We start from the raw sequence: 12,573 nt of genomic DNA, 5'->3' as shown, positions 1-12,573 counted from the left end.
TTATTCGATGCAAAGCAACTTGAAAACCTGGTTCACCGCCATATTGCTGACTTTAGGGCTGCAATTAAAAGCACAACAAAATATTCAGTTCAGCCAATATGTATTTAATGGCTTGTCTGTGAACCCTGCCTATGCCGGGTATAAGGGCGATTTATACATGAATGCCATGTATCGTCACCAATGGGCAGGATTCCCCGGTTCTCCAAAAACTGGTGGTATTTCAATAGACGGACTTACAAAGGCAAGCGACAACAGAGTTGGGCTTGGTGTTCAATTATTGTTCGATCAGACTGGCCCTCAGAGCTCTATGTCATTGTACGGTTCTTATGCCTACCGTATTCCTTTAGACGATGAAGATACCCGTCGTTTATGCTTCGGTATTGGTGCTGGCGTTACTCAGTACTCTATCGATGGCACTGCTCTGAAATATGTCGACAACAACGACGAAGCCATTCCTACCGGCAAAATTGCCAGGTGGATACCTGATGCCCGCTTTGGAGTATATTACTATACTCCCAGCTTCTATTTAGGAGTATCGGTTATGGATCTGTTTTCCTTGTATACCGACGGTAGCCGCTTTTCCTGGAGAGGAAATTCATATCAAACAATTCGCAAAACTCAACATACCTACCTGACCGCCGGAACTGTTCTTAACCTTTCCGATAACCTGAAGCTTAAACCTTCAATAATGTGGAAAGAAGATTTTAAAGGCCCTTCCAGTATTGACCTGAATGCGTTTTTGCTGATTGATGAAAGATTATGGGTTGGAGGTTCATATCGCAGCAGTATGAAATTATGGAACAAATCAAACCTCGATCCAAGACTTCAGCAGGTAAATGCTGCCAGCGTTATTCTTGAATATTACTTCGATCGTTACCGTATCGGATACAGCTATGACTTGAATGTAAACAGAATGGCAAACTATCAGGCAGGATCACACGAAATTTCAATAGGGGTATTATTCCCGTCTAAAAGATATAATGTTAGTAATCCTCGGTATTTCTAATTGGTAACCTAAAAAAAACAATCTTGAAACGATATTATCTTTATTTCGGTAAGAAATTTACAGGAAAAGTATTTATCCTACTGTTTTCTTCCTGTTTACCTTTAACACTGATTGCTCAGGAGCAAAGAGGTGTATTAGTTATGGCCGAGGAAGCATATGGCAGGCAGGAATATGCTACTGCCGCCGCATTATACGAACGTTTAGCTAAAGTAAATAAGAAACAGGCGAAAACAGCTCAACTTTTGAAACTGGCCGACTGCTACAAGCAAATTGGACTGTTTGATCAGGCAAGTAATTGGTATAAAACAATTATTGCTTTACCGGATTGTCCGCCCTCTGCCTTTTTTGAGTATGGAGAAACATTAAGAAACCTCGAACAATACGAAGAAGCTAAATCTCAATATACCCTTTTTACCAGTCCGGTAGCTGATAGTATGAAACTAAAGGATCTGGCTATACGTGGTTGTGAAAAAGCAATTATCTGGAAAAAAAGAAAAGTTAATGTTCCAATTGAGCCAATCCGTGAACTGAATACTGAGAACTCTGAAATAATCTCCGGAGTTGTTAAAGAAGGCTTATTGATTATTTCCAATGGCTATCGCAAGATGCAGATGAATGGAACAAGAGAAAATCATCCGGTCGATGACCGACGTACTTTGCAACCTTATTATAAGCCTTATATTTTTAAACAATATACTGTTGGTGATTCCAATGTATTATTGGAAGAGCTATTCCCACAATTATTAGGTAAATTCAAATATCATATTGGCCCATTATGTATGAATAAAGAAGGAGATACTTTGTATGTTACGATCAATGAACAAGACAAAGTATTACCCGATAGTAAGAAGGGCCCTATAAGCGGAGTAAGACGTTTATACATCTACCAGGCTGTAAAAGAAAACGGAAGCTGGAAATCACCTGCGTTATTAGCTAATGTTAATCTCGAAGGCTATTCTTCCAGTTATCCTGTTCTGGCCGAAAATGGTAGTGTGATGTATTTCGTATCTAACAGACCTGGTGGACAAGGTAATGCTGATATCTGGTATAGCGAAAAACAGGCCGACGGAACCTGGGGAACTCCATTAAACGCCGGACCAGTGTTGAATACTGTTGGCGACGAAGCTTTCCCTACAATCAATGAAGACGGGGCACTTTATTTCTCCAGTAAAGGTCATCCTGGGATGGGAGGATATGATATGTTCAGAGCTATTGGTAGCAGGGCTTCCTGGCAAACTCCGGTAAATCTGAAGGCTCCTTATAATACGGGTGGAGATGACATTGGTCTTATTATGAAACGTAATGGCTATGAAGGGTTCCTGTCATCTAACCGCCAGGGTGGAAGTGGTGCCGATGATATCTATTCATTTAAAGACGCTCACTTTTTTGAACGCCTTAACAGACCTGATTCTGATGAGGTAGATGGTTGGAATGATGGAGATGGAAGTAACACCGGCAATGGAAAAGGTGCAGGAAGTGGAACAGGAATTAACGGTGGAAATGGTAATGGTGAAGGAAATGGTAATGGTGAAGGAAATGGAAACGGTAAGGGTAATGGAACAGGTAACGGAAATGGAAAAGGAATTGGTAATGGAACTGGTGATGGTACCAATGGTGGCGGAGATAGGAATTCCGGTAAAACTACTGTTAAACGTATCTTAACTCCTGAAGAAGAAAAGGATAAAGCTGAATTGGAAAAACTTCAGTTCTTTTATAACTTCAATAGTACTGAATTACTCACCGAGTCTCGCAGAATTTTAGATTATGTTGCCGGTATAATGCAAAGACATCCGGATTGGAAGCTCCTGGTTGTTTCATATACCGATAGCCGTGGAACAGAAGATTACAATAAGGATCTTTCTACTATGCGTTGTTATTCCGTAATCAATTTCCTGGATGATAAGGGGATTGCACCAACCAGACTTTACTACCGTAATATGGCTAAGGAAGCTATTACTAACGGATGTTTGGATGGAGTTAATTGTACTGAAAAACAACACCAGCAAAACAGACGTACGGAGTTGAAAGTGCTTTATTAAAGCTGATAACTGATAAAAATGAAAAGGGTGTCTTTACGTTGTAGAGACACCCTATTTTGTTTGATTAATATTTTAAATTATTGCTCTTTCTTAGCTTCTTCAGTAACTACTTCCAGCGCCTTTTTAACCATTGGATCTTCCTGGTTAATGGTTTCATAAAACCCTTCGGTTCTGAACAGCTGGCGGGCCATCACAGCCTTCAATCTGTTGCGGATTTCGCTTTCATCTTTAGGAGTAAGGTGATCCAAGCCTGGTACACTATCTTTCTTCGCAAATACTTTAAATTCATTCATTACCTCATTTGAAAGCTGGAAGTCTTTCACAAAATCACCAACAGTTTTATAGGCAGAAAATTTTGCACGGTTGTTTGTATAATACTGATATACAAAGTTACTGAAGGTATTGCGTGTATAGATCGCCGTTAGCGTAGGAGTAAACCTGGCTGTGTCGAAAGGAATGAAGAAGTCGGGAGTAATACCACCACCGCCATAAACACGGCGTCCGGCAGCTGTTTTATAAGGAATAGTATCGTTAATGCGGATACTGTCTTTATTTACTAATTCGCCATGATGCAGGCGCTCCATAATATCTTCATTATAATCGTCGTGCCCTTTACCATAAGGTTTCTGGATACTTCTGCCGGAAGGAACATAGTAGCGGGCAACCGTAAGGCGAAGTGCTCCACCATTATCAAGATCGTATTGTTCCTGAACTAACCCTTTACCAAAGGTGCGTCTGCCAATGATAGTACCTCTATCCCAATCCTGAATGGCACCGGCAAGAATTTCACTTGCAGAAGCTGAGCCTTCATCTGTAAGAATGGCTAATGGGCCTCTCTCAAATAATCCAGGACGCTTGGTTTTGTAATCGGTTCTCGGAAAATCTTTTCCTTTTGTATAAACGATCAGTTTATTTTCATCCAGTAGTTCGTCGGCCACTCTAACTGCAGCATCGAGGTAGCCACCCGGATTTTGCCTGAGGTCTATAATCAGTTCCTTCATCCCTGCCTGGGTAAGCTTACGCATGGCTTTCATGAACTCATCGTAGGTAGTTGCAGAAAAGCGGCTGATCTTAATATAACCAACAGTTGGCGTTGCCATGTAGGCAGCGTCAACACTATATAATGGAATAACACCACGTTTAATAGGAATGGTTATCATTTTCTGCTGGCGCAAAATCTTTGTATTTACAACAGAACCTGCCGGACCGCGTAATAATCTGCGAATTTTCTCAGCCGTGATACTATTTCCGGCTACCAATGAGTCATTTACCTGGATGATCTTATCTCCGGTTTGCACCCCGGCAGTTTCGGATGGGCCACCACTCAATACACTTACCACATTTACAGTATCGTTAGTAATATTGAATTCAACCCCTATTCCTTCAAAATTTCCATCCATATCTTCATTTACCCGCTGCAATTCTTCCGGGGTAATATAAATAGAATGTGGATCGAGCTTGGAGAGCAGCCCTTCAATGGCTTCCTGTTGTAATTTATCGGTATTGAGAGTGTCAACGTATTTTGCCTTGATGAGGTCCATTACCTCCTGTAGAGGGCCTCTGGCGGGTTTAGTAAAAAATACAGTAGCACCATTATTCCCTGAACCAGGCATTTTATGGCCCAAAAACATTCCCAGTGCCAACACTACTGCAAGTAGAAGTGGAAGAAAAACATTCAGTTTCCTGTTAGACATATTCAGATTATTATCCCGCTAATTTATATAACCAATCTATATATCATGTTGTAGTGCAACTGGCGGTCGGCAATCAGCTACATACATGTATCATCATCTCTTAAACTAAGAGGTTTGCTTTTGTGGGCCCCTTTTGTTTAAATTGTGGCAAAAATAGCATAAATCATCTTTTAATTACACAATTAACCGGGTATGAGCGCTGGAATAAAGCTGGTAGCAGATAGTGGGTCTACTAAAACCGAGTGGGGGCTGTTGGGCAATGGAGAACCTATTATCCTGAAAACACAAGGGGTTAGTCCTTATTTTCAATCTGAAGAACAGATCAAGGCTATTTTAGAAACAGAATTAGTTCCGCAATTGCCGGTGGGACTGACTGTTGCCGAGGTTTATTTTTATGGTACGGGCCTGGCCCAGGCCAAAAATCTGAACCTGGTTACCGCCGCTATTCAGGCTGTATGGCCAGATTCGCACGTGGATGTACACCACGATCTTATGGGAGCAGCCCGCGCACTCTGTGGCAGAACGGCCGGAGTGGCCAATATTCTGGGTACGGGTTCTAATTCCTGCTACTACGATGGAACCGATATTGTAAAAAATAATCCCGGACTGGGATATATTTTAGGAGATGAGGGCAGCGGCGCTTATCTGGGCCGCAAAGTGTTGCAATATTATCTATACAATAGTTTCGATGCAGAGCTTCACGATAAATTTGAGTATAAGTATCGGACAAATAAAGACGAAATACTGGAAAATGTATATCGTAAACCCTTAGCAAACCGATATTTAGCTCAGTTTACTACCTTTTTGTCCGAAAACCGAGGTCATTTTATGGTGGAAAATATCCTGGAAGACAGCCTTAACGACTTTTTCTTTAATCATATCTACAAATACAGGGAAAGCTGGACCAGCACCCTGCATTTTACTGGGGGTGTTGCCTTTACCTTTAAGGACATTATTACAGAACTTTGTGATTTGTATGAATTGTCGCTGGGCCGGATCCTGCGTAGCCCAATTTCCGGATTGATAGAATACCATCGTTAATCATTATTAAGAGATATAGTATGTCATTTGTTAAAGTAACGGAACAGCCTTCCCATTACCGCCATCTGGAAAAGATGAGTATCCATGAGTTGTTGGTAAATATGAATAAGGAAGATCAGACAGTTCCGTTGGCAGTAGAGAAAGCAATTCCACAGATTGAAAAACTGGTAGGCGCCGTTGCCGATAAAATGCTGGCTGGCGGAAGATTATTTTACATGGGGGCAGGAACCAGTGGCAGATTAGGGGTAGTAGACGCTTCTGAATGTCCTCCTACCTTCGGTGTACCCCAAGGGCTGGTAGTTGGATTAATTGCCGGTGGGGATACTGCTATCCGTCAGGCGGTGGAATTTGCTGAAGATAGCCGTAGCCAGGGATGGGAAGATTTACAATCATTTAATATTACAGATAAGGATGTGGTAATTGGCATTGCAGCCAGTGGTACCACTCCATATGTCATTGCTGCACTGAATGAATGCCGTAGTCGTGGTATCATCACCGGTAGCATAAGCTGTAACCCCGATACTCCGTTATCTGCTGCAGCAGATTTTCCGGTTGAGGTAGTGGTAGGACCAGAATTTGTGACAGGAAGTACCCGTTTAAAAAGTGGTACTGCTCAAAAATTGGTATTGAATATGATCAGCACTTCGGTAATGATCCAGTTGGGGAGGGTAGAGGATAATAAAATGGTAAATATGCAGTTAAGTAATGAGAAATTGGTAGATAGAGGGGTGAAAATGCTGATGGAGCAATTGTCTCTGACTGATTATGCGCAGGCCCAGGAAATGTTATTAAAATCCGGCAGCGTAAAAAAAGCAGTTGCCGATTTTGCTAAAAAATGATTTAACCAGACCTTTGTATTAGGTATATGCATGATATAGAACCATATTACAATTGGCGGCATTTATATACAGCGGAGGAAGATGAATACTCTCCTTTCTATGGTCGCGAGTATAGCGAGTTTGAATATTCAAACTCGGTTTACAACTACTATATCCATCCCCAGTGGGATGAATTTGGTTCCCGCAACCTGTATATGAAAATCCTCTTTACAGACTATCAGTTCAATTTCGTAATTATAGAGCTGTTGGGCGAATGGAATGATGCTATTGATAATGATATCATGACTATGAAACGAAATATCATAGACATTCTGATTGCCCAGGGTATCAATAAATTCATTCTTCTTGCAGAAAATGTGATGAACTTTCATTCAGACGATGTTGACTACTATGAAGAATGGTGGGAAGATATTAAGGATGATGGGGGATGGATTGTAGCCCTGAATATGCCTATACAAACTGCAGATGAATTCAGGCGTGCTAAACTCGATTATTACATTCATTTGCTGGAAGATGAAAAATGGCGAACATATCAGCCATTACATCTGTTTAATATGATCGATAATATTATGCTGAAACGCCTCGAATAATATTAAATTTTCAGTATGAAATGAAAGATATTCCGTTTTAAAACTATGATTATCAACAAATAATGTGAGTGTTTTTAATCTCATGTATAATAAAACCTGATAAATATCATTTGGTTTTTATTTTTCCTGCTTTAAATTTGCCCGACATTTCAAATCATCTTTAATATACTGGAAGCTTAGAATTTTACTTATGAAGTGGTCACAGTTCTTTAATACCTCTATCGGTAAGAAGTTATTGGTAGGTGCTACCGGCTTGTTTCTTTGTAGTTTCGTGTTAGTGCACCTTGTTGGTAACTTACAATTGTTGAAAAACGACAGAGGGGAAGCATTTAATGCTTATGCAGCATTTATGGGCCATAATGGCCTTATTCAGTTCATCGCCTGGGGACTGAAAATTGTGATCTTATTGCATGCTTTCGTTGCAATTCAGCTCACTTTTAGTAACAGAGCTGCCCGTCCGGTTAAATATGCCGTTAATCCGGGTAATCAGACTTCTTCATGGTTTAGCCGTCAGATGGCTATTATGGGAAGCATCCTTTTCATTTTCATCGTGATTCACCTTGCACAATTCTGGGCGAAATTCCACTACGGTGATATGCCAACGCAGACTTACGAAGGCATGGCACAACCGTTGAAAGACCTTTATGCAGTAACTTACGATGCATTTCAACATGGCTGGGTAGTGATCATTTATGTGATTTCTATGATCGCATTATCCTTTCACCTGATCCATGGTTTCAAAAGTGCTTGTCAGACTTTTGGATTAAACCATAAGAAATACAATGGTTTGATCAACTTCATCGGTGTTTGGATCTTCGGTATAGCTATTCCTATTGGATTTGCTATCATTCCGGTTTTCATTTTTTTTCAATAATTCTGTAAAGTAAGAATATATGTTGGATGCAAAAATTCCTCATGGCCCAATAGAATCACAATGGGAAGAATATAAAGGACATTGTAAACTGGTAAATCCAGCCAATAAGCGTAACCTGGAAGTGATCATAATAGGAACAGGTCTGGCAGGTGCTTCTGCAGCTGCTTCACTTGGTGAATTAGGATACAAGGTTAAAGCATTCTGCTTTCAGGACAGCCCTCGCCGTGCGCACAGTATCGCTGCTCAGGGAGGTATCAACGCTGCTAAAAATTATCAAAACGATGGTGACTCTGTTTACCGTCTCTTCTACGATACAGTTAAAGGTGGTGACTACCGCGCTCGGGAAGCAAACGTTTACCGCCTCGCTTCTGTAAGTGGAAATATTATCGACCAATGCGTTGCTCAAGGTGTTCCTTTTGCCCGCGAATATGGTGGATTACTGAGCAACCGTTCTTTCGGTGGTACTCAGGTACAACGTACTTTCTACGCTGCTGGTCAAACCGGTCAACAGCTCCTCCTCGGTGCTTACTCCGCTCTTGAGCGTCAGGTAGCCCTGGGTAATGTAACTATGTATAGTCGCCACGAAATGCTGGATATCGTGAAAATCGATGGTAAAGCACGTGGTATTATCGCTCGTAACCTTATCTCCGGCGAATTGGAACGCCACTTCGGACACGCTGTCCTCATCTGTAGCGGCGGATACGGAAACGTATTCTATCTGTCTACCAACGCAATGGGTTCCAACGTTACCGCTGCCTGGAAAGCTACCCAAAATGGTGCTTACTTCGCAAACCCTTGCTTCACCCAAATTCACCCGACCTGTATCCCGGTTTCCGGAGATCACCAGTCGAAACTGACCCTCATGTCAGAATCCCTGCGTAACGATGGTCGTATCTGGGTGCCTAAGAAAAAAGATGATAACCGCAAAGCCAGCGATATCCCTGAAGATGAAAGAGATTATTACCTGGAAAGAAGATACCCTGCCTTCGGTAACCTCGTACCTCGTGACGTGGCTTCCCGTGCTGCTAAAGAAAGATGCGATGCCGGTTACGGTGTAGGTACTTCCAAACAAGCTGTATATCTCGACTTCGCTGCTGCCTTCGAACGTTATGGTAATATCGAAGCCGGTAAACGTCAGATGCACAACGTATCTAAAGACGAGATCATTAAAATGGGTAAGGAAGTAGTGGTAGAAAAATATGGTAACCTCTTCGATATGTATGCTAAAATTACCGGAGAAGACCCATACGAAACTCCAATGCGTATTTATCCTGCTGTTCACTACACCATGGGTGGACTGTGGGTAGACTATGAACTGCAAACTACCGTTCAGGGTCTGTACTCTCTGGGAGAAGCTAACTTCTCTGATCACGGAGCTAACAGATTAGGTGCTTCTGCACTGATGCAGGGATTAGGCGATGGCTATTTCGTTATTCCTTACACCATCGGTAATTACCTTGCTGATGAAATCCGCACCAAAGCTATCCCAACAGATCATCCTGCCTTCGTAGCCGCAGAACAGAAAGTGAAAGATATGCTCTCCCAATTCCTGAATATCAAAGGAGCTAAGTCTGTAGACTATTTCCATAAGAAACTGGGTAAGATCATGTGGGAAAAATGTGGTATGGCTCGCAACGAACAAGGATTGAAAGAAGCTATCGAAGAAATCAAAGCTTTGAGAGCCGACTTTTATAAAGATGTTCGCGTTCCGGGTGTTGCTAATGAATTGAACCCTGAACTGGAAAAAGTTGTGCGTGTAGCCGATTTCCTGGAACTGGGCGAATTAATGTGTGTAGATGCGCTGAATCGTCGCGAATCTTGTGGTGGCCACTTCAGAGAAGAATCTCAAACTGATGATGGTGAAGCAAAACGTGATGATGAAAACTTCAGCTATGTAGCTGCATGGGAATACAAAGGCCCAAGCGACTATGTATTACACAAAGAGCCACTGGTATTCGAATACGTAAAACCAACTCAACGTAGCTATAAATAAGGTAATTGGTAAGTTGCTAACAACTCACCAGGTTTATAAAATCAAATAATTGTCCAGGAACTATGGAACATTATAATATGAACCTCACATTAAAAGTGTGGAGGCAGAAAAACAAAAATGATCAGGGTGGATTCGAAACTATTCCGGCTAAAAACATTTCTTCTGAAATGTCTTTCCTCGAAATGTTTGATGTGGTAAATGAAGGACTGATCAGTGAAGGAAAAGAACCAATCGCTTTCGATCACGACTGCCGCGAAGGAATTTGCGGTGCATGCTCTATGCATATCAATGGCCGTGCGCACGGTCCTTGGGCTGGTACTACTACCTGCCAGTTGCATATGCGCGCATTCAAAGACGGAGATACTATCACTGTTGAGCCATGGAGAGCTGGTGCTTTCCCGGTAGTGAAAGACCTGGTGGTAGATCGCTCTGCTTTTGATCGTATCATCGAAGCTGGTGGATATATCTCTATTAACACTGGTAACGCTCAGGATGCAAATAACATCCCGGTAGATAAACATAAAGCTGACTTAGCATTCGCTGCTGCTGCCTGTATCGGTTGTGGTGCCTGTGTTGCTGCTTGTAAAAACTCTTCCGCAATGTTATTCGTTTCTGCTAAAGTTTCTCAGCTGGCCTTATTACCTCAGGGCCATCCTGAAAAAGATAGCCGCGCACTTAACATGGTTGCTCAAATGGATAAAGAAGGTTTCGGTAGCTGTACCAACACTGGTGCCTGCGAAGCTGAATGTCCAAAAGAAATCTCCCTCACAAATATTGCTCGTCTGAACAGACAGTTTATTGGTGCAGGTTTCTCCTCGGAAAAATAATAGCGAGCGTTGCTCGATTGTTTCTCGCAGAGAAGCATAAGAAGCAAAGAGGCATAAGGATCGAAGCGAATGTTTTTAAGGACTTCCGTTAGGTTTCAATTATAATAGAAACCAGTCAGTAGTTCTTAATAACATTCGCTTCGATCCTTATGCCTCTTTGCTTCTTATGCTTCTCTGCGAGAAAACGCTCGCTTGCGAGCTTCCATTATTTTTTGTATTATGTGGGGCTATGTCAACCTTAAACTGAAATTATATGTCAGGATCTCGTAGAAAATTTATAAAAAATATAGGTAGTACTGCTGCCTTATTAGGGATTAGTCAGCTTTCCGCGTTAGCTAACGATAAAGAACAAACCGAAATATTACAGCCGGCAAAAAGGGTTTCCCCTAACGACAAAATCAGAATAGCCGGTATAGGTATGGGAATCATGGGATTTGGTGATGTGGAAACAGCATTGAAAGTTCCGGGTGTGGAACTGGTTGGGGTAGCCGATTTATACGATGGCCATCTGATCAGATCTAAAGAGGTATTTGGCCCTAAAATATATACAACCCGCGATTATAGAGAACTGCTGAAACGTAAAGATATAGATGCAGTAATCATTGCAACTCCGGACCACTGGCACGATACCATTGCTATTGATGCCATGGAAGCAGGTAAGGCTGTTTACTGTGAGAAACCAATGGTTCAGCAGATTGCAGAAGGTCATAAAGTGATTGAAGCCCAGAAACGTACTAAGGCCGTATTCCAGGTAGGCAGCCAGCGTGTGAGCAGTGTAGCCTTGGCTGAAGCCCGTAAACGTTACCTGGCCGGGGAAATCGGACAACTAAACGTAGTGGAGGCCAGGATGGACCGTCATAGTGCCCTGGGTGCCTGGCAATATTCCATTCCCCCGGATGCGTCCCCATCAACTATCGATTTTGATACCTTCCTGAAAGATACCGCCAAAATACCTTTCGACCCGGTTCGCTTCTTCAGATGGAGAAATTATCAGGCTTATGGTACCGGTATTCCGGGCGATTTATTCGTGCATCTGATCACCGGGCTACATTTTATTACTGGTTCTCTGGGGCCTGAATCGATCTACGCAAGTGGAAACCTGGTACAGTGGAAAGATGGACGTGATGTGCCCGACACTGTGGTCGCTATCTTTAATTATCCTGAAACACAAATTCATCCGGCTTTTCAGATGACTTTAAGAGTCAATTTTGCCGATGGAAGCGGAGGTGGTGAATATACCCGGTTTATAGGAACTGAAGGAGTGATAGAACTTGGATGGAATGATTTTAAAGTAATTAAGCACAAATTACCACAAGCACCAGGATATGGCGGATGGGATACTTTCCGCACTTTCCCAACAGCGCAACAAGCTAAATTTGTACAGGATTATAACGCTAAATACCCGGAAAGCACAAGAAATGGAAGCCAGTATTCCAACAATTATGCTGCTCCAAAAGGGTATGACGACAGACTGGAACATTTCACCAATTTCTTTGAATCCATGCGCACTGGCAAACCAGTTATTGAAGATGCAGTTTTTGGCTTGAGAGCAGCTGGGCCGGCACTTTTAGCTAATGAAAGCTATTTCAGCAAGAAAATTGTTAATTGGGATCCGGTAAAAATGCAAGTGATTTAAATGATTACATTTACCCCAACTTATTTAAATCTAT

10 protein-coding genes are annotated in these 12,573 nt (G+C 42.0%); 9 read left to right on the top strand and 1 reads right to left on the bottom strand.

From position 1 onward, the window contains the following. Window positions 1-7 precede the first annotated feature (7 nt). Together DVR12_RS22115 and DVR12_RS22110 are read left to right on the top strand one after the other, a co-directional pair. A complete protein-coding gene (locus tag DVR12_RS22115; RefSeq protein WP_116977982.1) occupies window positions 8-1,006 on the top strand; it encodes a PorP/SprF family type IX secretion system membrane protein in 999 nt (332 codons plus the stop codon). Window positions 1,007-1,029: 23 nt separating this feature from the next. Further along, window positions 1,030-3,045 (top strand): OmpA family protein, encoded by a 2,016-nt coding sequence (locus DVR12_RS22110; protein ID WP_116977981.1) that lies wholly within the window; start codon window positions 1,030-1,032, stop codon window positions 3,043-3,045. A gap of 77 nt (window positions 3,046-3,122) precedes the next feature. Here the strand turns inward: DVR12_RS22110 and DVR12_RS22105 are convergent, their stop codons facing one another. Then, complete coding sequence (locus tag DVR12_RS22105; RefSeq protein ID WP_233522441.1) at window positions 3,123-4,739, bottom strand: S41 family peptidase; 1,617 nt, start codon at window positions 4,737-4,739, stop codon at window positions 3,123-3,125. Between the two features lie 192 nt (window positions 4,740-4,931). Here DVR12_RS22105 and DVR12_RS22100 point away from each other — a divergent pair, with 192 nt between their 5' ends. From DVR12_RS22100 to DVR12_RS22070, 7 genes are all read left to right on the top strand, one after another. Continuing rightward, window positions 4,932-5,780, top strand: a complete 849-nt coding sequence (locus DVR12_RS22100) for a BadF/BadG/BcrA/BcrD ATPase family protein (RefSeq protein WP_116977979.1) — start codon at window positions 4,932-4,934, stop codon at window positions 5,778-5,780. Window positions 5,781-5,800: 20 nt separating this feature from the next. After that, window positions 5,801-6,619, top strand: coding sequence for an N-acetylmuramic acid 6-phosphate etherase (murQ, locus tag DVR12_RS22095; protein ID WP_116977978.1), 819 nt, complete (start codon window positions 5,801-5,803; stop codon window positions 6,617-6,619). A gap of 26 nt (window positions 6,620-6,645) precedes the next feature. Continuing rightward, entirely contained in the window at window positions 6,646-7,209 is a 564-nt protein-coding gene (locus DVR12_RS22090; protein WP_116977977.1) for a hypothetical protein, read from the top strand. 190 nt (window positions 7,210-7,399) lie between these two features. Beyond that, window positions 7,400-8,083, top strand: coding sequence for a succinate dehydrogenase cytochrome b subunit (locus DVR12_RS22085; RefSeq protein WP_116977976.1), 684 nt, complete (start codon window positions 7,400-7,402; stop codon window positions 8,081-8,083). A 19-nt stretch (window positions 8,084-8,102) separates the two neighbouring features. Continuing rightward, complete coding sequence (locus DVR12_RS22080) at window positions 8,103-10,076, top strand: fumarate reductase/succinate dehydrogenase flavoprotein subunit (protein WP_116977975.1); 1,974 nt, start codon at window positions 8,103-8,105, stop codon at window positions 10,074-10,076. A gap of 62 nt (window positions 10,077-10,138) precedes the next feature. Then, window positions 10,139-10,903, top strand: coding sequence for a succinate dehydrogenase/fumarate reductase iron-sulfur subunit (locus DVR12_RS22075; protein ID WP_116977974.1), 765 nt, complete (start codon window positions 10,139-10,141; stop codon window positions 10,901-10,903). Window positions 10,904-11,156: 253 nt separating this feature from the next. After that, complete coding sequence (locus DVR12_RS22070) at window positions 11,157-12,539, top strand: Gfo/Idh/MocA family protein (protein WP_116977973.1); 1,383 nt, start codon at window positions 11,157-11,159, stop codon at window positions 12,537-12,539. The last annotated feature ends 34 nt before the right edge of the window (window positions 12,540-12,573 follow it).

Source organism: Chitinophaga silvatica, from assembly GCF_003419895.1.
Taxonomy (GTDB): domain Bacteria; phylum Bacteroidota; class Bacteroidia; order Chitinophagales; family Chitinophagaceae; genus Chitinophaga; species Chitinophaga silvatica.
The sequence above is the reverse complement of the archived record's forward strand: the minus strand, read 5'-3'. Positions and strand labels throughout refer to the sequence as shown.

Excerpts from the sequence above, each read along its gene's own strand:
- DVR12_RS22080 (WP_116977975.1), top strand. The coding sequence starts at position 8,103 with ATGTTGGATGCAAAAATTCCTCATGGCCCAATAGAATCACAATGGGAA.
- DVR12_RS22115 (WP_116977982.1), top strand. The coding sequence starts at position 8 with ATGCAAAGCAACTTGAAAACCTGGTTCACCGCCATATTGCTGACTTTA.
- murQ (WP_116977978.1), top strand. The coding sequence starts at position 5,801 with ATGTCATTTGTTAAAGTAACGGAACAGCCTTCCCATTACCGCCATCTG.
- DVR12_RS22090 (WP_116977977.1), top strand. The coding sequence starts at position 6,646 with ATGCATGATATAGAACCATATTACAATTGGCGGCATTTATATACAGCG.
- DVR12_RS22085 (WP_116977976.1), top strand. The coding sequence starts at position 7,400 with ATGAAGTGGTCACAGTTCTTTAATACCTCTATCGGTAAGAAGTTATTG.
- DVR12_RS22100 (WP_116977979.1), top strand. The coding sequence starts at position 4,932 with ATGAGCGCTGGAATAAAGCTGGTAGCAGATAGTGGGTCTACTAAAACC.
- DVR12_RS22075 (WP_116977974.1), top strand. The coding sequence starts at position 10,139 with ATGGAACATTATAATATGAACCTCACATTAAAAGTGTGGAGGCAGAAA.
- DVR12_RS22070 (WP_116977973.1), top strand. The coding sequence starts at position 11,157 with ATGTCAGGATCTCGTAGAAAATTTATAAAAAATATAGGTAGTACTGCT.
- DVR12_RS22105 (WP_233522441.1), bottom strand. The coding sequence starts at position 4,739 with ATGTCTAACAGGAAACTGAATGTTTTTCTTCCACTTCTACTTGCAGTA.